This window comes from Candidatus Woesearchaeota archaeon (assembly GCA_030651135.1).
Taxonomy (GTDB): Archaea; Nanobdellota; Nanobdellia; order Woesearchaeales; family JACPBO01; genus JACPBO01.
The window spans coordinates 665800-685328 of record JAUSCS010000006.1 but is presented as its reverse complement, the minus strand read 5'-3'; the positions used below and the strand labels follow the sequence as shown (position 1 = coordinate 685328).

26 protein-coding genes are annotated in these 19529 nt (G+C 38.3%); 10 read left to right on the top strand and 16 right to left on the bottom strand.

The features are described 5' to 3' along the window. From Q7J54_04185 to Q7J54_04145, 9 genes are all read right to left on the bottom strand, one after another. Positions 1–198, bottom strand: a complete 198-nt coding sequence (locus Q7J54_04185; GenBank protein MDO8740738.1) for a hypothetical protein — start codon at positions 196–198, stop codon at positions 1–3. A gap of 9 nt (positions 199–207) precedes the next feature. Then, entirely contained in the window at positions 208–405 is a 198-nt protein-coding gene (locus Q7J54_04180) for a hypothetical protein (protein ID MDO8740737.1), read from the bottom strand. Positions 406–448: 43 nt separating this feature from the next. Continuing rightward, positions 449–718, bottom strand: coding sequence for a hypothetical protein (locus tag Q7J54_04175; protein MDO8740736.1), 270 nt, complete (start codon positions 716–718; stop codon positions 449–451). A gap of 1 nt (position 719) precedes the next feature. Then, complete coding sequence (locus Q7J54_04170; GenBank protein MDO8740735.1) at positions 720–1430, bottom strand: hypothetical protein; 711 nt, start codon at positions 1428–1430, stop codon at positions 720–722. A gap of 64 nt (positions 1431–1494) precedes the next feature. Further along, positions 1495–1998 carry a hypothetical protein gene (locus Q7J54_04165; protein ID MDO8740734.1) on the bottom strand — a complete coding sequence of 168 codons (504 nt, stop codon included), beginning with the start codon at positions 1996–1998 and terminating at the stop codon, positions 1495–1497. After that, entirely contained in the window at positions 1995–2471 is a 477-nt protein-coding gene (locus tag Q7J54_04160; GenBank protein MDO8740733.1) for a hypothetical protein, read from the bottom strand. Before Q7J54_04160 ends, Q7J54_04165 begins: the two co-directional genes overlap by 4 nt. A gap of 35 nt (positions 2472–2506) precedes the next feature. Continuing rightward, the gene (locus Q7J54_04155; protein ID MDO8740732.1) at positions 2507–2983 is read right to left on the bottom strand and encodes a PCYCGC motif-containing (lipo)protein; all 477 of its coding nucleotides are present in this window, start codon (positions 2981–2983) and stop codon (positions 2507–2509) included. Further along, positions 2980–3240 carry a hypothetical protein gene (locus tag Q7J54_04150; protein ID MDO8740731.1) on the bottom strand — a complete coding sequence of 87 codons (261 nt, stop codon included), beginning with the start codon at positions 3238–3240 and terminating at the stop codon, positions 2980–2982. Before Q7J54_04150 ends, Q7J54_04155 begins: the two co-directional genes overlap by 4 nt. Before the next feature lie 112 nt (positions 3241–3352). Next, a complete protein-coding gene (locus tag Q7J54_04145) occupies positions 3353–3892 on the bottom strand; it encodes a hypothetical protein (GenBank protein MDO8740730.1) in 540 nt (179 codons plus the stop codon). A 102-nt stretch (positions 3893–3994) separates the two neighbouring features. On the opposite strand from Q7J54_04145, the gene Q7J54_04140 reads away from it, so the two are divergent. The 3 genes from Q7J54_04140 to Q7J54_04130 are packed head-to-tail and all read left to right on the top strand — an operon-like array spanning position 3995 to position 6128. Then, positions 3995–4717 carry a hypothetical protein gene (locus Q7J54_04140; GenBank protein MDO8740729.1) on the top strand — a complete coding sequence of 241 codons (723 nt, stop codon included), beginning with the start codon at positions 3995–3997 and terminating at the stop codon, positions 4715–4717. A 41-nt stretch (positions 4718–4758) separates the two neighbouring features. Next, positions 4759–5547, top strand: coding sequence for an NFACT RNA binding domain-containing protein (locus tag Q7J54_04135; GenBank protein MDO8740728.1), 789 nt, complete (start codon positions 4759–4761; stop codon positions 5545–5547). Further along, positions 5547–6128, top strand: a complete 582-nt coding sequence (locus Q7J54_04130; GenBank protein ID MDO8740727.1) for a hypothetical protein — start codon at positions 5547–5549, stop codon at positions 6126–6128. The genes Q7J54_04135 and Q7J54_04130 overlap by 1 nt, the downstream gene beginning before the upstream one ends. Here Q7J54_04130 and Q7J54_04125 read toward each other — a convergent pair. Further along, a complete protein-coding gene (locus Q7J54_04125) occupies positions 6120–7793 on the bottom strand; it encodes an ATP-binding protein (GenBank protein ID MDO8740726.1) in 1674 nt (557 codons plus the stop codon). The genes Q7J54_04130 and Q7J54_04125 overlap by 9 nt on opposite strands. Positions 7794–7942: 149 nt before the next feature. On the opposite strand from Q7J54_04125, the gene Q7J54_04120 reads away from it, so the two are divergent. The 3 genes from Q7J54_04120 to Q7J54_04110 all read left to right on the top strand — a co-directional run bounded on the left by Q7J54_04120 (position 7943) and on the right by Q7J54_04110 (position 11827). After that, entirely contained in the window at positions 7943–8599 is a 657-nt protein-coding gene (locus Q7J54_04120) for a hypothetical protein (protein MDO8740725.1), read from the top strand. A 129-nt stretch (positions 8600–8728) separates the two neighbouring features. Continuing rightward, the gene (locus tag Q7J54_04115; GenBank protein ID MDO8740724.1) at positions 8729–11344 is read left to right on the top strand and encodes a hypothetical protein; all 2616 of its coding nucleotides are present in this window, start codon (positions 8729–8731) and stop codon (positions 11342–11344) included. A gap of 57 nt (positions 11345–11401) precedes the next feature. Beyond that, positions 11402–11827: a hypothetical protein gene (locus Q7J54_04110; protein MDO8740723.1), complete on the top strand. Its 426-nt coding sequence runs from the start codon at positions 11402–11404 to the stop codon at positions 11825–11827. A 1-nt stretch (position 11828) separates the two neighbouring features. Here the strand turns inward: Q7J54_04110 and Q7J54_04105 are convergent, their stop codons facing one another. Beyond that, positions 11829–12638, bottom strand: coding sequence for a nucleotidyltransferase domain-containing protein (locus Q7J54_04105; GenBank protein ID MDO8740722.1), 810 nt, complete (start codon positions 12636–12638; stop codon positions 11829–11831). Positions 12639–12774: 136 nt separating this feature from the next. Between Q7J54_04105 and Q7J54_04100 the strand changes: the two genes are divergently transcribed. Further along, on the top strand, positions 12775–13227 hold the full coding sequence (locus Q7J54_04100; GenBank protein ID MDO8740721.1) for an NUDIX domain-containing protein: 453 nt from the start codon (positions 12775–12777) through the stop codon (positions 13225–13227). 50 nt (positions 13228–13277) lie between these two features. Here Q7J54_04100 and Q7J54_04095 read toward each other — a convergent pair whose 3' ends face one another. The 4 genes from Q7J54_04095 to Q7J54_04080 are packed head-to-tail and all read right to left on the bottom strand — an operon-like array spanning position 13278 to position 15577. Next, positions 13278–13901, bottom strand: coding sequence for an HAD family hydrolase (locus Q7J54_04095; protein ID MDO8740720.1), 624 nt, complete (start codon positions 13899–13901; stop codon positions 13278–13280). After that, on the bottom strand, positions 13895–14431 hold the full coding sequence (locus Q7J54_04090; protein MDO8740719.1) for a class I SAM-dependent methyltransferase: 537 nt from the start codon (positions 14429–14431) through the stop codon (positions 13895–13897). Before Q7J54_04090 ends, Q7J54_04095 begins: the two co-directional genes overlap by 7 nt. A gap of 43 nt (positions 14432–14474) precedes the next feature. Continuing rightward, positions 14475–15176 carry a haloacid dehalogenase-like hydrolase gene (locus Q7J54_04085; protein ID MDO8740718.1) on the bottom strand — a complete coding sequence of 234 codons (702 nt, stop codon included), beginning with the start codon at positions 15174–15176 and terminating at the stop codon, positions 14475–14477. 35 nt (positions 15177–15211) lie between these two features. Next, entirely contained in the window at positions 15212–15577 is a 366-nt protein-coding gene (locus Q7J54_04080; GenBank protein MDO8740717.1) for a response regulator, read from the bottom strand. 319 nt (positions 15578–15896) lie between these two features. On the opposite strand from Q7J54_04080, the gene Q7J54_04075 reads away from it, so the two are divergent. From Q7J54_04075 to Q7J54_04065, 3 genes are read left to right on the top strand one after another with little or no spacing between them, the layout of a single operon-like run. Continuing rightward, positions 15897–17159 carry an endonuclease Q family protein gene (locus Q7J54_04075; protein ID MDO8740716.1) on the top strand — a complete coding sequence of 421 codons (1263 nt, stop codon included), beginning with the start codon at positions 15897–15899 and terminating at the stop codon, positions 17157–17159. Then, a complete protein-coding gene (locus tag Q7J54_04070) occupies positions 17156–17491 on the top strand; it encodes a hypothetical protein (protein MDO8740715.1) in 336 nt (111 codons plus the stop codon). Before Q7J54_04075 ends, Q7J54_04070 begins: the two co-directional genes overlap by 4 nt. Further along, positions 17467–18084 (top strand): N-glycosylase/DNA lyase, encoded by a 618-nt coding sequence (locus Q7J54_04065; GenBank protein ID MDO8740714.1) that lies wholly within the window; start codon positions 17467–17469, stop codon positions 18082–18084. Before Q7J54_04070 ends, Q7J54_04065 begins: the two co-directional genes overlap by 25 nt. Position 18085: 1 nt before the next feature. Here Q7J54_04065 and Q7J54_04060 read toward each other — a convergent pair whose 3' ends face one another. After that, positions 18086–19501: a PKD domain-containing protein gene (locus Q7J54_04060; protein MDO8740713.1), complete on the bottom strand. Its 1416-nt coding sequence runs from the start codon at positions 19499–19501 to the stop codon at positions 18086–18088. Positions 19502–19529 lie beyond the last annotated feature (28 nt).

The window sequence follows — 19529 nt, the reverse complement described above, 5'->3', positions numbered from 1 at the left end:
TTAAAAAAGTTCTTTAACTGAATTAATCTTCTCAACTGCATTGTTTGCATTTGTATCTTCCGGCCCTATAACTCCACAACCGCCGCCAACTGGCCCGCTTGGAGCGCTGCCGCTGCCATAATCACTGCTTGACGAGCATCCTGCCACAAAAATCAATCCTATAACCAACAATAAGATCAATGCTATTTTTATTTTCATTTTTACCTCCTAACAACCGCCAACCATTCCGCCGGATGAGCTTGATGCTGACGCAGATGCTGCACTTGAAGATGTTGTAGTTGCACCTGAAACTGCAACTGTTCCGCTGCTCAGCTTTGTTTTTATTGTGTTCAGCTCAAATGCCTGCACAACAGATACGAGCAATAAAACGCCCAACACAATCGCTATTATTATGTTCTTGTCCATTTTATTTCCTCCTTATTTTTTGTTTTATTTTATTTTTTATCATTTAGCAGCCTCCTACCATTGATGATGCACTAGATCCTGAACTGCTGCCTTGCCCGATTCTTGCAGGAATGGTTCCATGCATTTCATAATTCATTTTTTCGTTCTCTGTCCATCCTGTTGTGTCGAGCTTGCCGTTTGCTGCGCTTCCGCCTGTTGCAAGACCTGCTACAGATAGCTTGGCCTTGATATCCATCAGTTGGAATGCCTGAATAAACGAAACTATCATGATGACTGACAGCAGGACGACAATTACTGTTATTTTTTTATCCATCTTAACAGCCTCCCACCATTGCCCCGCCAGATGATGTTGCTCCTTTCTCTATTCCCCTGTATTTGTTTGAAGCAAGGTTTATGTAATTAAACTCAATTCCCTTGGACTGCAATACCGCAGCTTTCTGAGTCATTATGCCTGGGAAGAACAGTGTTTTCCATTTTCCAAGCTCTTCCAGGATTTCGTCGTTTGTGAAATCATTCGGATGCTTGCTTATCAGGTATTTTGCCAATCCGCGCATTGCACCGCTGTGGGCGCAACCGCATGCCGCAGCTCCATTTTTAAAGATAATTGCCTCAGCTCCGCAGCAATATTCACAGCTTATTTGCATGCCGACAGCTATATAGCGCTGCAAATCATCTCCTGTCAGTGTGATTGACTTATCATAAACCCCCATCTTATTTATTGCTGCCTGTGTCTTTCTTGCATCATTCGAAGAAATATCATCATAGCTTAAGCCAAACTCTGCTCCGTAAATTCTCGGAACTCCTGTCGGAATAACAGAACTTTGAAGATTTGATGAACTTACTGCTGTGCTGCCAGACGTTGTAGAGCTTGATGTTGTCGAAATGCCTGTTGCTGCAAATCTCGATGCTATGCCCGATATCTGCCATTGATTAAAAACAACAAGTAAAGCGATAACAACTATCAGCCAAATACTCAATTTGTTTATTGTTTCCTTTAACTTAGTTTTATGTTTTATTGCTGCCATTTTTAATTTCACCCCTCTGTTTTAATGTGTTGTTTGTTTTCATTTAAAAACCTTATGCATTTTTTCACTCCTTACAGCAGTCTATTACTTTTTTAACAATGTTTGCAAGCTTTTCCTTCCAGCTGCTGCCTTGGGTCTGGATCATCTCGCCTGATTTTATTAATTTCAGATTCAGGCTCCAAAATAAAGTGTAAAGGTCAAATGCGTTTTTGAAAAACATCTGTGCTTTATTTTCATCTTTATTCAGATGCTTATTGCCAACTTCAATCAGGCGCATGCTTGCTCCAAGCAGATGCTTGCTTATGCACCACACTTCGCCTTCAGGCTCTTTAACTATTTCCTTAAGCAGATTTTTTCTTAGCTCTCTTATTTGATTTAAAAGATCAAGGTAGAGCTTCTTATTCGTCTTCATTGCGCTGAAATACATGTGCTCTTCTATGCTTATCAGATTCATTAGGGCTATGCTCAAATCCTCATCTGATGAAAGGTCAACCTTGCCTTTATTTTTAATGACATTCGCCCTTTTCACAAGCTCATTCACATCCATCTTGATATTTTCAGCTATCATCTTATTGCCAGCCACACTATTACGCTTGTTATTGCCAACAAGGCCAAAATAAAAATAATTGTCTGAAATGGAAATATAACTTTGTTTTTGTTAATCTGCTTCACATTGCTGCTTATGAACAATCCTGCATAAACTAAAATGCTGCCTGCTATTATGCCTAATAATAATTTGTCTACTCCAAAAATACTGCTTGCATTGAATAATCCCCCGAAATAAAAGGAAATTATTGTTGCAGCAAATATCAATATTGTAACAATGTGGTCCTGGAATGGAATGTATTTTTTCTTCAGCACATTATTGAGCCACAATGCTGTTGAAATTATGAATGCGCCGACCCAAAGCCCGACAATCATATCATCGACTCCATAAAACCTCGTTACAGCAACTCCCATACCGACAGCAGCTGTGCAAAGCGGGCAATGCGCGCTTACAAACGGCATGAATGCTGCTAATGCAAGAAATAACATTGCCATAAAAAATAAGTTTTTTTTCATTTTGTTTTCACTAATTACGGCGGCAGGGGTGTCTTTGTCCCCATTTCAATATATCTTTGATCAACATATTCGGTATCTATATATTCCCTGGTTTCCTTTAATGATAAACCCTGCTTGAGCAGCTCGTCTGCTTTTAATGCTATGGCAACACATGCAGGACAGTCAATTGCAGCATGATCCTGCCAGCTCCCGTCTTCATTTATGAAGCATTCCTTGAGGCTGTGCATTATTGGGATTGTTTTTCCCCTGTGCTGCATTTCATGCATTCCGCAGCCGCAGTAGCATGCAATATATTCAAAATCTTCCTGCCTGTCAAGCGCAATGCTGTAAGCCAGCTTGTTCTGATAGTTGTTCATCACAAACTCCGGCAGCATATTTTCATTTGCAAGCATCGGCATTTTGCTTTTTGATGCGTTTAATATAATCGCCAATGAAAAGATCACCAATACAATCAATGCCAATCCGGCAATCAGTTTTGTTTTTGCATTCATTTTAGCTTGTCCAAACATTCCTTGTATTGATCAGGGTGATGCCCCATGTGCTCTATCCATTCCTGATCTGTGTAACCTTCAGGAGTTGCGCAGATGTTTTCTTTGTTTTGGCTTTGTATTGCTTTATTGTAATCAGATCCGAAATAATTCTTTTGTGTTAATCCGAATACGCTCCACATCAATGCTGCAATTAAAATAACCATCACAGCATACAATATGATTTGGTCATATTTGATTCGATCGTGTTTTTTTGGCATATTAATGCAGAATAAGGCCAAGATGATATATTTAACCTCATAAACTGTACTGATAAACAGGCTCTGATGTGTTTAAATAACCAAAAATATGTTCAGAATCGTTCAAAAATGATTAAATCGCCTTCTTTAAGAATACCTGATTTGTCTTACCTTTGGCAACTTTTTTAATGAGGCCCTTCTTTTCAAGGCCTGAAAGCACAACAGAAAGCTTTGCCTTTGACATATCCGTCCTTATTCTTAATGTTGCCTGCGTTATTCCGTCCTGCTCTTTAACTGCTTTGATTATCTTTTTCTCATCATCACCCAGGCCGCTGAGCAGAATATCAAATTTCTCCCCTTTGAATTTTTCATCCTTTGTTTCTTTCAATGCTCTGATAACTTCCTGCTGGCTTTTTTCAAAGAAAATGAGATAAAACCCAAGGCTTGCCACTGCAAGCATTATTGCCGCGCCTATATATATTGGGATCTGGGCTTTTGCTTTTTGAGTGTGAGGGCATATGTTGGGATCAGTCGGGCAGGTTCCACCAGTTGTTTCATAAAAATCAATCTGCGCCTGATAAGCCCTGTCAATGCCGAGCTTTATAAAAAAAAGAACAGAGAGCATTAAGACTGCAAATATTATAAGAGCCCATCCTAGCATTTTGTTGTTCATGAAAACAGGCAAAGCGAGCCTATTTAAAAAACTTGTGAATGTGCTGGCTGAATAAAAAACCGAAGGCTTTTTAAACAAATCCCTTTTTCCAACAATAGTAAAATGGCTGAAAAGGAAACAGAACTTAAGATCAAGAAGAAAAAGTGGCATTCAATCATAGCTCCAAAAATATTCAGCGAGCAGGTAATAGGTGAAACACTGGTTACTGATATTAAAAGCCTGCTCAATAGGAGTATTTCGGCAAATTTGATGAACCTCACTGGCGACCCAAAAAACCAGAATATAAATATGCAGTTTGTTATCAACAGGATAGAAGGCAACAGGGTTTTTACTGATGTTATTGGCTATATGATGAACCCTGCTTCAATAAGAAGAATGATAAGGCGCGAAAAGGAAAGGGTTGACGATTCTTTTGCATGCAAAACACTTGACAACAAGGTGATAAGAATAAAGCCATTGGCGATAACAGTAGCATCAACAAAGAACTCAATTCTTTCAAAATTAAGGAAGAAAATGCAGGTCTTGCTTAAAGAAGCTGTTGCAAAGCTGACTTACGAAGCTCTCCTTTATGAAATTATTGGCAGCAGGCTGCAAAAGAAAGTGAAGGCTGATATGTCAAAAATATATCCTGTTAAAAATCTTGAGATTAAAATGATGACAATTGAAGAAGGAAAAAAGCCCGAAGAAATAAAAGAAGCAGAGTTAAAGGAAGAAAAGCCTCAGGCAGAGTTGAAAGAAAATGAGGAAGAAGCAAAAGCCCAGCCGGAAAATGCTGAAGAAACAGCTGAAATTGAAAATAAAACTGAAGAAACAGCTGAAGCGTAAATCAACAACATTTTTATACTAAAACAATACTTTTTCTTTTTATGCAATTGATATTGAACATTAAAAAGTCATTAGAGCAGAATGCAGGGCATTACTTTGAAAAAGCAAAAAAAGCAAGAAAGAAAATAAAAGGGGCAGAAGAGGCCATAGCAATTGCAAAGGCAAAACTGGAGAAATTAAAAAAAGAAGCTGAGAAAGAGGAAAAGGAAAAAACAGTTATTGAACGTAAAAAAGAATGGTATGAAAAGTTCAGGTGGTTTGTAAGCTCTGAGGATTTTCTTTGTATAGGCGGCAGGGATGCTACTACGAACGACATCATTGTAAAGAAGCATTTGGATAAAGATGATTTGGTGTTTCACACAGAGATGCCGGGCTCTCCTTTTGTTATTGTAAAAGCAGATGGCAGAGAGATTGGAGAAAAGACAAAAAAAGAGGCAGCGCAGTTTACAGCTGCCAATTCCAGGGCATGGAATACAAACCTTGTTTCTGTTGAAGCGTATTGTGTCAATTCGGATCAGGTCTCTTTGGAAACGCCCAGCGGCGAGTATATGGGAAAGGGCTCCTTCATGATATACGGCAAAAAGAACTTTGTAAGCTCTTTGCTGAAAATATCAATTGGAATAATGAAAGAAGGCAGAATAATGGCTGCTCCTGAAGAGGCTGTCAAAAAGCACTGCATTGCTTATGTAAATATAAAACAGGGCAGCGTTAAAAAAAGCGACTGTGCGAAGAAAGTAAAGAAGATCCTTGAGGACAAATCGAAGATCAGGATAAACCTTGATGATGTTATGGCTGCAATGCCGCCCGGTGACTGCGAGGTTAAGCAATAATGAGGGAAGCAATAGGCATTGATTATGACGGAACGATTCCTGACACAAATAAGATGCGGGCTTTATGGATCAGGAAAAATTTAGGCATAAATGTAGATCCGTGGAACACCGATGAAACAACTTTGCTTAAAACAATTGGCAAAGAGGCGCACAAAAGAATGGATGCTGTTGTGTATGAAAGGAAATGGACATTAAAAACACCGCCTGTTGATGGCGCAGTATCAGCAATCAAAGAACTTGCTAAAAAATACGCGCCGTACATTGTTACAATGCGGCGGCCGTCAAGAGTGGAATCTGCAAAAGAAACGCTGCTGCAGTACGGGGTTCTGAAATATTTTTTTTGCATAATATCGACAAGACCCGCTGATGGCATTAAAAAAACCAAGGAAGATGTTTGCAGGGAAAATAACATAGGAACTTTGATTGATGATGACATAATGCATTTAATCGATGTGAAATCTGATATGAGAAAAATATTATTAAAGAACGGCTGCGATGACAGGTATGCAGAGCAGTTCCAGCACAATGATGGGATCGAGCTGGCAAGAAGTTGGGATGAAATTTTAAAGAAATTATTCTGAAGGTGTGGCAACAGACAACTCGGATTCTTCGCCATTATGCTCTTCGGCGCTTAGCGCAAGATCAAAATCCTGCTTTTCGACAACTATCTCTTTTATCAGCTCGCCTTTTATGTCTTTTACTTCAATTCCTTTTGTTGTTGAGTAGCGGTTAATTGCGTTAAAAGCAGCGCTATCGCACAGGTCTTTTAAGCGAGCTCCGGAAAATCCTTCTGTTGCCTGAACTAAATATCCAATATCCAAATCGTCGGCTATCGGCTTTTTCTTTGTATATATATCAAAGACTTCTTTTCTTCCAGCAGAATCCGGGTTGCCGATATATATCTTTTTTGGAAATCTTCTTGTCAAGGCGGGGTCCAAATCCTCGTGCCTGTTCGTCGCACCTACAACAATCACATTTTCCAAATCCGAAATCCCCTCCATCTCCTGGCAGAATTGGCCGAAAGAAATTCTAGAGTATTTGTCCATTTCCTCCCTGTCGGTATAAAGGCCATCAATCTCATCTATGAACATTATTACGCATTTGCCGCCTTTGACATCCTCCCGCGCCTGCCTAAACAGCCTTCCCCAGTTTTTCTCAGTGCCGCCAACCCACATGGAATTTATGTCCTTTGCCGAGACTGCATAGAAAGAAGACTTAGTTTCATTCGCGAGTATTTTCGCAATAGTTGTTTTTCCATTTCCAGGCGGGCCTATTAGAAGAACTCCTTTTGGCATCGAAGAATCAAGCTGCCTGAATAATTCAGGATTTTCAAGCGGCCATTCTATATACTGCTTCAGCTCTTTCCTGACATTTTTCAGGCCGCCCACCATGTCCCAATGATATTCCTTGACAGAAACATAAAAATCCAGGCTCCTTACTTCTGTTTCCCCTTCTTCAGTTTCCCTTATGGCTATGCTGTCAAATAACTTTTTGACAAAATCTGTTTTGTCTGGCGGGCATTCAACAATGATTTCGTGCGAGTTGTAATATGAGTGAAAATTAAAAACATAGTTATTCCCTTCAAGTGTTGCCTGTACCTTTGCGTCTACAGGCAGTAATCCAAATTCCTCATCTATGATCATCTTCGGAGTTGAATTGATTGATGAAGCAAAAATTTTCATTGACTTATTTTCAGAGAGAATGTCATAAAGCTTTCTAATGGGCTCTATGTCATCGTACTTTCTGGATATGGACACAATTTCCTGCTTCTCTTTTTTTGCCAGGCTCAATAAATTATTTACATGATTTACATTGTCAAAATCACATTCTATACTGACTTCAAGCCCCCCATCATAAAGAGAAGTTTTAAAGTTTACAATATACTCTGATTTTTCCAGAATCGTCTTAAACGCAGCAATTATTGGGAACAGCGAATTATCTTCAGAGCGTTTCATCTGCGGCGATCCAGAAATTTTGCCATCATAATTCACTGTTTCACCTATTTCTTTAAGTTCGCCATTCTTGGAAAGATACTCCCAGACTTTCTGCGCCGAGTAATCTGCACTTAAAAATCTTTCAACTATCTTGATCTTATTGAATGCCTTGGATGGCTTGCTTTCTGCCTGCTCTATTTTTTCTTCCAAAACAGCTGCTGGTTTTTCTTTTAAAGCAACAACAGGTTTTTCATCTAGTGCTGCCTTATCTGCGTTTAATGCTGTTTTTACCTTTCTTTTTGTCCAAAACATAAACTACGCAATTATTGGCCAATATTTAAATCTTTTTATCTTATTGACTGCAGAGTGATAAGTTTATGGTTTATGATGTTGCATGCCCAAGAGAAATTTGTTAAACCACCGCAAAAATTATATACTAGAACTCTATAGTGGTAGCTATTATGGGACTCACGCTGGATCAGGTTCATAAAGTGAATGAATTAGCAAAGACTATCAAGAATACGGGCTTTGCTGTAAATATGGAAGAAGCTGCAAAGATAGCAGAGAATATATTGTTTGGATCCGGATTAGAAAAAAGAGAAGAAGCGCCGAAAGCAGAGTTGAGGATAAATGAGCCAGTAAAGGATGAAATTAGCAAAATAAAATGGGTTGAAGATAAGGAAAAAGCGGCTGAAGAAAAAGAGAAAATAAGGTTAATAAAAGACCCTGAGATTGATGAACTAGCAGAAGAGCCAATTTCAATAGAAGATATTGAGCCTGTCAAGGAAGAGCAGGAAACGCTTTCTACTTTCGAGGATTTTGACATCTCCAAGGAAAAAGAAAAAACTTTAAAGGAATTATTTGAAGAAAGCGGCGAAATAATTGAAGAGCAGGAATTGGCAGAAGAATCAGAGGCCGAGAAAACAGAAGAACAAAGTGAAGCAGAGCAAATTGCTGAACCTCAAGAAACTGAAATTTCTGAGCAAACTGAACAAGTTGAAGAAAGTTCCGGGGAAGAGCCTGCTAAAGAATATGAAGCAGAGCAGTTTGATGAAGAACCTGAAGAGGCGGCAGAAACTAAAGAAGCAGAGGAGCAAAACGAAGATTTCGATGAATAATAGCGTTCATCAGTATATTCTACGAAATATATTTCACAAAACAATAATCTTTATATATGAAGTGTTACTATTCTCGAATTAATACTTTATAGATATAGATATTCAACAATATATGTGGGGGTAGCTAAAATGAATAAAAGTTTTTTGCCTATAGTTTTATTGTTAGTTTTGGTTAATTTTGTCAGCGCTGTCGGAAGCATGACTATTGATCCGAGTTCTTTAAACAACACTGTTGTAAATGCAGGAGATACTGTAACAGGCACAATAAACCTTGCCAACATACATGCTACAGACAACATAAGCATTAATCTGCCCGCATCAGTAATATTGTCCGGGCCAAGGAACAGCGAAAATGTAACACTAACATATAATAGGTCTACAAATTTTTCAATTGGAAGCGGGCAGCTTGCAAATATTTCATATAGCTTTACTATTCCGAGCGATGCATTTAATGAGTCTTATCTTGGAACTTTGAACTTCTCAACCAACATGTCAGGAACTTATGCTATTTTATCTATAAACGTAACTGTAAATGGGTCGCCTAGCTTGTCAGTTCCAGCAGCAACACTGCAGCTGATAGCAGGAACTACAAATTTCACATCAATCAATATTACAAATACCGGAAATACAGATGTCAATGATATAATATTATCAATGGGAGGAATTTCGGGAGTCGGAGTAAATTTAACAGCAGCATTAAGCTCAAGCTCATTCGCAATCCCGTACCAAAGCAGCAAAATAATCAACATAACAGTATCTGCTCCGCTGGATCAGACAGTTGGCGCTTATTCCGGTCAAATCAGCGCAGGTTACAGAAATGCAGAGAAATCAGCTAATGCAACATTAAGTGTTTCTGTTTTAGCAGCCAGCCGCGCATTAACTACAACAGCAGCAACTGCAACATGGGTCAGGGGCATATCAACAAGCGCAGCTGCAAATACTACAATAACAAATAGCGGCAATCTTAATATAAGCAGCATAGTTGTTGGACTGCCTGATCTTTATAACGGCATATATATGCTTGCAAAATCAAATATTGCAGCAAGCCCTAGTTCAACAGCCAGTTTATTGCCTGCTCAAACTGCAAATATAGCATTCACAATTACAGGAGTCACATCAAGCTTGCCAAATGGCGTTTATACCGGAACAATGAATGTTACATCAGCAGAAGGCACAAATACAACAGCAGCTTTCACATTAACAGTAAGAAATCCAGTTTATTCATTAAGCGCGCCAAGCTCAGCGACATTCGCAGGAACAACAAGAAATACAACAACATCAACATCATTCACAATAACCAATAACGGGGATTATGCTGTAACAGGCATCAATGTTTCAACAAGCGCAACATCTACTGCCTATAACGTTACATTCTCAGGGTACAGCACAAGCCTTGCTGTTGGCGGAAGCACAACTGCGACTGTAAATGGATTTTTGCCTTTATCAGAGGATTCTGGCTCGCATTCAATCGGCACAATATATGTAAGAAGCGACCAGGCAAACACAACGTCTTCATTGTACTTCAACCCGGAAAGCAAACTTGAAATAAACGCCGTAAGATTATTGGTTGATGGAAAAGAAGACAGCGTTTCAAATGGCGCAACTGGTGACGATAAATTAGAACCAGGCTCAAGATTAAAAGTAGAGGTCGAGGTCAAGAATACATTTACAAGTTCAGAGGACATCAAAATAGAAGATGCCTTTATAATGATAACAGCAGAGAGCCTAGAAGAAGATGATGAAGATGTCGAAAAAGAAACAGGATCATTTGATTTGAAAGCGAACAAGAAAAGCGGCACAAAAACATTTGATTTTGGAAATGTTTCAATAGAACTTGAAGAGGGAAGCTATTCTATTGTGATTTATACTGAAGGAGATGATGAATATGGCGCAAGGCATACTGCAGAATGGACTGTTTATGTCGAGCTTGACAAGGAAAGCCATGATATGAGAATATATGATTTTGAAATAGAAGATACAACTCTTTCATGCAGCAGAATAACAACAATAACTCCGCATATTTATAACTTCGGCTCCAGCCGAGAAGATGAAGCTGAATTTACAATTGTCAATACTCAGCTTGGCTTAAGCTCAAGGGAGAAATTCGAGCTTGAAAATGACCTGTCAGAAAGCGACAGTGTATGGAGCAATACTTATGACATTGATGCAACAAATCTGAGCGCAGGAACATATCCTCTAAAGATGTATGCTTATTATGACGGCGATGAGCTTGATGATGAGAGAATAGTAAATATCGTTGTAAAAGATTGCGCAACTGGCACAACAACAGGCGGACAAAGCTACAGCATTGATTTCACAGCAACAAGCGGAAGAGTGCTTACAGTGAAAGCAAATGATGTTATAGCCTTCAGCCTGCTTAACGAAGCCCATACAATAACGATAAACAGCGTTGGAACAACTAGTGCGACAATAACAATATCATCTACACCTGTGGTGTTGTCGATGAATGTCGGCGAAACAAGAAATGTTGACCTAAATGGCGATGGAACAAGCGATGTAGCTGTAACACTACACACCATAACAAGCGGACAGGCACTGATAACAACCACAAAATTGTCTGGAGCAGGCGCAACAACAACCACAACAACTTCCGGCGACGAAGATGATGAAATAATCGAGAAGCCATTCACAGAATCGGCAGCATTCATAATAATCCTGATCGGCGCGATAGTGATAGTTGCTTTGCTGATCATTGTGCTGATGGTTTATCTGATGAAGAAATAGATTTTTAAAATTTTTATTTTTTTAATTTTCTTAAATATGTAAAATAAAGAAAACACCATGCCAAAACCAATAGCTCAGAGAGGATTTAAAATAAAAGCAGGAGATATATCTACTAATTTCATGGAATATAGCATAAGTGGGACTGGGATGGAGACCTTGCATCTTTATGCTGCAGAAAAGAGATCTGGAATAATCATAAATTTAGATGAAGGCAGTGTTGAAAGCATTCTTATATCAACTCCTGAGATAACAACCCGTATAGGAATAGATGACGTAGACTGCATGAAAAGCGACCTTCCGCAGCAAGCTGTGCAAAGAAGCATGCAGCAGGCAAGAGAAATTTATAATTGTGCCCTAAAATTTTTGAATATTGAAGAAAGATTAAAGGAATATCAACCAAGATTCAGCCATCTACTTGAAATTAACCCTCTTAATGTTTTGGGCATAGAAAAAATTGAAGATTTCATCGATAAGATCAAATAGATTATCTTTCCCTTCTCTCTATGAACTTCTTCATCACTTCAACATATTCCTGCGCATCCTTGAAGTAGCGGTCGTACTGCTCTCCCTTAATCTCCTTTATCTCGCGGTGCATTATTCTCTTTGCCAATTCATAGAAATTCTTCATTATGAAAACATATTTCTTGTTAAGCAACCCCTTTTTGGCCATCTTTTCATCAAGAAGATCTGAAACATGCCCTGGAGAAGGAGGAATCTCTCCGATAGACATCAACGCAGAATGGCTTGAATCAATGACTGCCCAGTACAGGTCAAGAGTTGCCTGCATTATGTGCCATTTTGAGTTGTACAGTGTTTGAGGTGCTCTTGAGTAATAAACCCATATTGATTCCAAGCTGGGCCTAATTCTGCCCTGGTAGAGCATTATCTGCATTGGATCAAAAAAGCCAGTGTCTATCAATGAAACTCCGTCTCTTAAGATGTTTATGCCAATTGGGTCGCCTGCCCTTATATATTCCCAGAAGCTTGTAAACCTTAATGTTGTTATGTGCAGCTTTGTGGAGACATCTGAAACGATCTTCTCTGTTATTATTCTATATGTGTCTGTCAGCTCCGGCGATATTACCACATTCACATCATCAACAATCATCAGAACATCAACATCAGCCTTGGCTTCGCCTTCCTTTCTTGCAGAGCTGCCGAAAAGGATGATGGCTTTTACAAAAGATCCAAACTCCTTGTATGTTCTTTTGGCAAATTCCGCTGATATCTCATACTCTTCTTTAGAATACTTTGCCTTGTTCGGATTCGACCTCTTTTTTATATCAAACTTCATAAGCCACCCTTTCTATTCTAGGATGGTAACTTTATTTTAACGTAGTTTATTAAGTTTATTATTCATTTTATAATGGTTAAAATTTATCAGCCATATTTTAAATAAATTTATAAATGCATTAATGTATTATGCAATCATGAAAACAGATTTGGTAATTGGCGCTTTTTTGTTTTACAATAACAAAGTTCTTTTAATTCACCACAAAAAACTGGATTTGTGGCTTCCGCCGGGCGGCCATATTGAAAAAGATGAAACTCCGGATGATGCTGTGAAAAGGGAGTTCAAAGAAGAACTGGGTTTGGATGTGGAAATCCTGAACAGAAATGACATTCCAATGGGAGGCAACATTGTAAAGCAGTTGGCTGTTCCTTTTTATGCAAATGTTCACAGAGTAGGAGATCACGACCATTGCTGTTTCTTTTATTTATGCAAAACTAAAAATCCAGAAAAAATGATAGTTAACAAGTCTGAACTTAAAAATTCTGCGTGGTTTTCTGTTGAAGAGTTAAATCAAGAGCACATTCCTGCTGATGTCAGAAATATAGCATTGAAGGCTTTTAAATCATATCGCGCACTTTACAAATCCTAGCCAAAGAAATTTTTTTAATGCGCTTTGCATTTTTTAGCTCTTTTCTACAATTAAAGCAGCCCTTTTTCTATTTTTCTTATTGTGGGAATTATATCATTTTGCGAATCAATAATCACATCTGCGCCCTTCAGCCTGACATGCGTATGGAATCCGTATGATGCGCCTATGACGAATACACCTGCAGCTTTGCCGGCAAGAATGTCGCCTTCCATGTCGCCAATAAACATCGCTTCTTCAGGCCTTGCTCCTAATTTTTTTAAAGCCAAATGAATCATGTCCGGGTGAGGCTTTAGCCTGATGCCGCTTCTTATTCCAATAACCGCTTTAAAATAATTAAATATGCCATATTGCTTCAATCTATTTGGAGGATTGTTGGAGACCAATGCCAGCTTATACTTCTTTGACAATGTGTTAAGAATTCTTTTAATGCCTTTGAAAAGATAAACCGGGGTTTTGGAATGAAAAAATAATTTTTCCACTTCCTTTAAATTATTTTTTGATATGTTGATCTTCTTTGCCAGATCCTTATAATCTGCTTCAAAGAAATCTCTGTCTAATTTTACGTCCTTTTTCTTGAATTTCTTGAATGCAAATTCCCATACCTCAAATGCCCTTGCGCGAGAGTCTATTACAACGCCGTCAAAGTCAAATATTACTGCTTTTATTTTTAGCATTTTGTGTATTCTATTATGGGCATCTGCCCAACCCATATCATTCTTGTCTTTTTTAAAAACCTTGGCACGAATATTCGATTATAAACAAATAATCTTCCTTTTAACTCTTTTATCAGTTTATCCTCCAGCCCGAGATGAAATCCTTTGTCCGGATTAATGAATAGAACATCATATTTTGAGAAATCCTCGCCAAAGAAATCCTTTTTTAAGAATACGGCATTTTTTATTTTTAATTTATTTTTTATTTCATTTGAAACCTTTATCAGCTCGTCATCAATTTCAATGCCAACTGTATTAATGCCGAACAATGCTGCTGTTAAAACTGCCCTTCCATCGCCGCTTCCGATATCAAGGAATGTTTTGTATTTTTCTAAGTTGATCTTAATGAAAAGATTGAATATATCTTCGCAAGGTGTGATGCCCCAGATCCCTTTTTCCGTGTCCTTGTAAAGAAGCTTGCCATGCTTTAAGAGAGAGTTTCCATACGCGTCATAGGCTTTTTTCAGTTCGCTGTATTTTTCCAGATCCATGTTAACCTAAGCCGGCTTATGTTTAAGGCATATTTAAAGGTTATTAATCAGAATTTATTATTTTGTTCAATCCCCTGTAATCCCTTCCGATGTTTATCTCAAAATTCTCATTTATTCTATTTGGCGAGCTTGCAACATAGATTGTTAAAGGATGGGTGCTCCTCTTTTTTAATGCAGTTACAATGTTTTCATCTTCTTTTGAATCGCCTATGAGCACATCATAGCTGCTGTGGATTATTCCTTCTAAAAAAGGCAGCACCTTGTCATCTTCAAAAGAATGGCATTCGCCAAAGCCAAGGCAGTCTGCAAAAGGCTTTGCTATTTCGTGAAATGTTCTTGTGACCATCATCTTTTCAGTTGTTTCTGGCAATGATCTGAAAAATTCCTGAACTCCGGGATAGAAAGAAAGAGCTGGCTTGTGGGACTCAATGTAATGCCTGAACTCGCATTTGAATTTATCGCGATATTCGCTCCACATCGGGGGAGCTGCATTTTTTCCGTGCAGAAGATACTGAAAGACTGCTTTAACGGCCCAGATATCCTGCCTTATATCCAGGAAGCCGCCTTCAAAAAACCTGCGCACAACAAGGCCGAGTGTCGGGGAATCTATGAGTGTGTAATCAAGGTCTGAAACAACATAGCTCGACTTCCTGATCCTTTCCCTTATGTCTTTTTTGCTGGAATTAGACAGAACAAAGCTTCTGTCGTTTGATTTAGATGGCTTCACCAAATAATCGAGCTGCATTTTTAACAGAGAATGAAAAGAATTTATAAATCCTTTTATTTTTGAGAAAGATGTTTATTTTTTAGAAGCGTGTCGACAACATTACACAGATCCTTGCCGTCAAAAGGCTTCATCAAGAATTTATCTGGTTTGAATTCCCTTTCTTTGCCAGATACCAGAATAAAAGGCGTGTGCCTCCCATTTTTTTTATCTCCCTCTCTCACATAGTTAAATAAATCCTTGCCCGTCTTCTCATTGAACCTGTAATCTGAGATAATCAAATCAGGATTTTGTTCATCATACATTTTAATCCCGTCATCAATAGTTGATGCAGCAAGAACATCATGGCCCATACTCCCAAATCTTGTTACGTACATGAAAGTCAGATCAGCATCATTCTCAACAATAAGTATTTTTGCCATTTTTGATTATAAAAGCGCCTAAGGGCAAACACGGGGGTGCTTTAAGAACTAACCCTCAGGCGGCTTTATTTGTTTTCATCGTGATAAAGCAATATTTGCCTGTAATGCACTAAGCAGAACTAGTATTTAAATCTTTCTATTTTTAACTACTTTTAAGTAACAATAAAAACACTTACTTCTTCCCTTTCTTTCCGCCGCAGCCGCATGTTCCACACATTTTGTTTGACCTCCGATTAGTTGAATTATGATAGTTGAATATGGGGTTGTTTATATAGTTTTTGTAGGAACGTTTTTATATAAAAGCGTTTTCCTGTTTCTCATGATAATAGCTGACTTGCATCTGCACAGCCGCTTCTCAAGGGCAACAAGCAAAGATCTTACTATTCCGAACCTTGAGAAATACGCCAGAATAAAAGGCTTAGATGTTTTTGGAACAGGCGACTTTACGCATCCAGAATGGCTTGCTGAATTGAAAAAAGAGCTAACTGAAGATGAAACAGGCATTTTAAAGACAAAGACTGGGTTTAATTTTGTTCTTCAGGCAGAAGTCAGCAATATTTACAATCAAGGTAATAAATTAAGGAAAGTCCATAATATATTGCTTGCCAAAAGCTTTGAAGTTGTTGATCAAATAAACGAACTGCTGTCGAAAAAAGGCAAGCTGAAAGCAGACGGAAGGCCGATTTTCGGATCTTACTCTTGCATTGAATTAGTCGATGATTTGATGAAGATTGACAGTGATATTGAGATCATACCGGCACATGTATGGACACCTTGGTTCGCGATATTCGGCTCAATGTCCGGCTTTGATTCAGTCGAAGAATGCTTTATGGAAAAGACAAAATACATTCATGCTTTGGAAACCGGGATGTCAAGCGATCCTGCAATGAACTGGCGATTATCAAAATTAGATAAATTCTCGCTTGTTTCAAACTCTGACTCGCATTCTTACTGGCCATGGCGCATTGGAAGGGAAGCAAATGTTTTCGAACTGAAAGAGTTAACTTATAAAAATATAATCAATGCCATAAGAACAAAACAAGGATTTAAGGAGACTGTTGAAGTTGATCCTGGCTATGGAAAATACCATTACAACGGGCATAGGCTCTGCCACGTGTGCATGTCTCCCTCAGAATCAATAAAAATCAAAAATATCTGCCCGAAATGCGGCAGAAAACTGATTATAGGAGTGGCGCACCGCATTGAAGAACTGGCAGACAGGCCTGAAGGTTTTGTTCCAAAAGATGCAGTTCCATTCAAAAAACTAATTCCATTGTCAGAGATAATATCTGCAGTCATTGGATCCGGGATAGCTACTGCAAAGACATGGAAGATTTTCAATGACTTAATTGCCCAGTTTGGGAATGAGTTTAATATTTTATTAAATGCTGAAGAGAAAGATCTGCTTAAAATCGTTGATGAAAAGGCTGCAAAGGCGATCATCGACAACAGAAATGAAAAAATAAAAATACAGCCAGGCTATGACGGGGAATATGGATATCCGGTTTTTGATAACACAAAACCAAAAGAATTCAAAGAAGAGAAAAAAGTTCAGAAAGGGCTTGGAGAGTTTATAAAATGATTGGGCTGCCTGGCATAAAGGAGCTTATCGAGAAAGGTGATAATATATCTATCGACAAAATAATACAAGTAAGTGATGTATGCAGAAGGTTTGATGTAGAGTTTGAAAATGGGCTTGGCAGAAATTTTTGCCCGCCTTATCTTATGTTGAAGCTTGAAAAAGTCTATATTGGAACAGCATACGGCAAAAAGTTTAAATTCAACGAGCATATTGCCGATGGGTTCATTGAAAGCAATTCGGATGTTATTAAAGGGCTTTATAATGAATTAGTTAAAGTTTACAATGGAAAAGTCAGGGGATTTGACAAATGGAAAAAACAATTAAACATTTAAAAAAGCAGCATAAGAATAAAAGCTCTGAAATAAAAAAAAGATTAAACGAATTTGAAAAAACCGGCAAGAAAAATATTGAAGAACTTTTTGTTGAGCTTTGCTATTGCTTATGCACTCCGCTGAGCAAGGCAGAGAGGGTAATCCAGGTTATAACTTCCCAGAATAAAAATGTTTTATTGAAAAAAGGCCAAAAAGAGCTTGAAAATCTGTTAATAAGGCATGTAAGATTCCACAAAAATAAGTCGAGATACATAATTGAGGCAAGAAGAGCGTTAAAAAACCTAAAAAGACTTTCAAAAAATCCTGATGAAGCACGAGATTTTCTTGTTGAAAACATCAAAGGATTGAGCTTTAAGGAAGCATCGCATTTTTTAAGAAATATCGGCTATAAAGGATTGGCGATAATAGACGGGCACATATTGAACTGCTTAAAGGAACATGGTGTTTTGAAAAGCAACAAAAGGCCCAAAAACAAAAAGGAATACCTTGAAATTGAAAACAAAATAAAAGGATTTGCCAAAAAAGTAAAAATACCAGTTGACGAGCTTGATCTGTTGTTCTGGAGCAATAAAACAGGGAAAGTGCTGAAATAAATTATTTCTTCTTCGACAGCACTTCAACAATCCATTCTTTCTTCGCTGTTGTCTGGCCGTCTGAAACTGTCACTGCGATCTTCTTTGTCCCTGATGATGTGAACTTCATCGTTATTGCGTCTTTTCCTTTGCGCGTATCCAGAAATCCAAAATGCCATGAATAAGTCAGATTGTCATCATCAGGGTCTGAGGCATTTACGCTGAACCTTACCTTTGCGCCGACATATGCTTTTATCTTTTCTCCGCTAGGCTCAGAATCATTTATAACAGGCGCCCTATTAAAATCCTTGACTGTTAATGTGAAATTTTGCGTTGCATTAAGGCCGCTGCTGTCTCTTGCCGTGAATGTAATATTGAATTTCTTCTGCCTTGTTTTGGCATCTTCGTGCGTTACAACGTCATAACTTGGCGTGTAGATAAACCTGTTCTCAGTCAAGGTTGAATTATAGGGAATATTTAGAGAGGAAAATATCAGGGCATCGCCATCTGGGTCAGCTGCTTTAAGATCGATAATAATCTCATCGCCTTCCTTAACAGCAGCATTCTTTATCGGATCAAATACAGGAGCTCTGTTTACATTGTTCACAATTACAGAAACATCTTTTGAATCAGATAAAAATCCGTCAGATGCCTTTACAGTTATAATCTGCACTCCGGCATCATCATAGCCGGTTATTTTTTTATTTGAATCCATCCATCCGCTGTAGCTGTATTTTATTTTATCATTGTCAGGATCTGCTGCAGAGGGATTAATTACAACCTCTTCGCCTTCATTGACTGTTATCGGCGCAAGAGCAGCCAAAACAGGCTGCCTGTTGACATCATAAACCTTTACTTTGAAATTCTTTTCAGAATATGCTGTCCTGCCGATTGCCTTTAATTTTACATCAAATGTTTTGCTTATTTTAACAAACGGCAGATTATCTATCAATCTGGAAAACCAGTTCTTTTTGACTGCGTCATAGCTTGTAGGCATAGAAAAATGATTATTGGAGAAAATTGCGCCTTCCGGCAGGCTTACTGCGCTTATTGTAATAAAATCACCGTCAAGATCGTAAGCGCTTGCATCAAACGAAACTTCCTGCGTCTCATTCACAGCAGCAATCCTGACTGGATTAAATATTGGCGGCCTGTCAATATCTATGACTTTTATGTTTAGCTCATCTGAGATGACAAACTCGCCGTCAGACACAGAAACAAAGCTTTTGTAATCCCCTGACTGATTAAAATCCGGCCTCCATTCTCCTTTCGAGTTTAAAGGTGATGCATAGTTTATTGTCAGCTTGTCCTTGTCAGGATCATAAGTATTTACTTTGACTTTCAGCAGCTTTCCTTCATCAACTGTAAGATTTGTAACAGCGAATACAGAAAAAGATAATACTAACATTAAAACTATTGCAATAAGTAATTTCTTCATTAGCGCCTTACCCCCATAAAAATAAATA

Bases quoted from the DNA above. Each gene is read 5' to 3' on its own strand.
- Q7J54_04185 (MDO8740738.1), bottom strand. From the start codon at position 198: ATGAAAATAAAAATAGCATTGATCTTATTGTTGGTTATAGGATTGATT.
- Q7J54_04180 (MDO8740737.1), bottom strand. From the start codon at position 405: ATGGACAAGAACATAATAATAGCGATTGTGTTGGGCGTTTTATTGCTC.
- Q7J54_04175 (MDO8740736.1), bottom strand. From the start codon at position 718: ATGGATAAAAAAATAACAGTAATTGTCGTCCTGCTGTCAGTCATCATG.
- Q7J54_04170 (MDO8740735.1), bottom strand. From the start codon at position 1,430: ATGGCAGCAATAAAACATAAAACTAAGTTAAAGGAAACAATAAACAAA.
- Q7J54_04165 (MDO8740734.1), bottom strand. From the start codon at position 1,998: ATGATAGCTGAAAATATCAAGATGGATGTGAATGAGCTTGTGAAAAGG.
- Q7J54_04160 (MDO8740733.1), bottom strand. From the start codon at position 2,471: ATGGCAATGTTATTTCTTGCATTAGCAGCATTCATGCCGTTTGTAAGC.
- Q7J54_04155 (MDO8740732.1), bottom strand. From the start codon at position 2,983: ATGAATGCAAAAACAAAACTGATTGCCGGATTGGCATTGATTGTATTG.
- Q7J54_04150 (MDO8740731.1), bottom strand. From the start codon at position 3,240: ATGCCAAAAAAACACGATCGAATCAAATATGACCAAATCATATTGTAT.
- Q7J54_04145 (MDO8740730.1), bottom strand. From the start codon at position 3,892: ATGAACAACAAAATGCTAGGATGGGCTCTTATAATATTTGCAGTCTTA.
- Q7J54_04140 (MDO8740729.1), top strand. From the start codon at position 3,995: ATGGCTGAAAAGGAAACAGAACTTAAGATCAAGAAGAAAAAGTGGCAT.
- Q7J54_04135 (MDO8740728.1), top strand. From the start codon at position 4,759: ATGCAATTGATATTGAACATTAAAAAGTCATTAGAGCAGAATGCAGGG.
- Q7J54_04130 (MDO8740727.1), top strand. From the start codon at position 5,547: ATGAGGGAAGCAATAGGCATTGATTATGACGGAACGATTCCTGACACA.
- Q7J54_04125 (MDO8740726.1), bottom strand. From the start codon at position 7,793: ATGTTTTGGACAAAAAGAAAGGTAAAAACAGCATTAAACGCAGATAAG.
- Q7J54_04120 (MDO8740725.1), top strand. From the start codon at position 7,943: ATGGGACTCACGCTGGATCAGGTTCATAAAGTGAATGAATTAGCAAAG.
- Q7J54_04115 (MDO8740724.1), top strand. From the start codon at position 8,729: ATGAATAAAAGTTTTTTGCCTATAGTTTTATTGTTAGTTTTGGTTAAT.
- Q7J54_04110 (MDO8740723.1), top strand. From the start codon at position 11,402: ATGCCAAAACCAATAGCTCAGAGAGGATTTAAAATAAAAGCAGGAGAT.
- Q7J54_04105 (MDO8740722.1), bottom strand. From the start codon at position 12,638: ATGAAGTTTGATATAAAAAAGAGGTCGAATCCGAACAAGGCAAAGTAT.
- Q7J54_04100 (MDO8740721.1), top strand. From the start codon at position 12,775: ATGAAAACAGATTTGGTAATTGGCGCTTTTTTGTTTTACAATAACAAA.
- Q7J54_04095 (MDO8740720.1), bottom strand. From the start codon at position 13,901: ATGCTAAAAATAAAAGCAGTAATATTTGACTTTGACGGCGTTGTAATA.
- Q7J54_04090 (MDO8740719.1), bottom strand. From the start codon at position 14,431: ATGGATCTGGAAAAATACAGCGAACTGAAAAAAGCCTATGACGCGTAT.
- Q7J54_04085 (MDO8740718.1), bottom strand. From the start codon at position 15,176: ATGCAGCTCGATTATTTGGTGAAGCCATCTAAATCAAACGACAGAAGC.
- Q7J54_04080 (MDO8740717.1), bottom strand. From the start codon at position 15,577: ATGGCAAAAATACTTATTGTTGAGAATGATGCTGATCTGACTTTCATG.
- Q7J54_04075 (MDO8740716.1), top strand. From the start codon at position 15,897: ATGATAATAGCTGACTTGCATCTGCACAGCCGCTTCTCAAGGGCAACA.
- Q7J54_04070 (MDO8740715.1), top strand. From the start codon at position 17,156: ATGATTGGGCTGCCTGGCATAAAGGAGCTTATCGAGAAAGGTGATAAT.
- Q7J54_04065 (MDO8740714.1), top strand. From the start codon at position 17,467: ATGGAAAAAACAATTAAACATTTAAAAAAGCAGCATAAGAATAAAAGC.
- Q7J54_04060 (MDO8740713.1), bottom strand. From the start codon at position 19,501: ATGAAGAAATTACTTATTGCAATAGTTTTAATGTTAGTATTATCTTTT.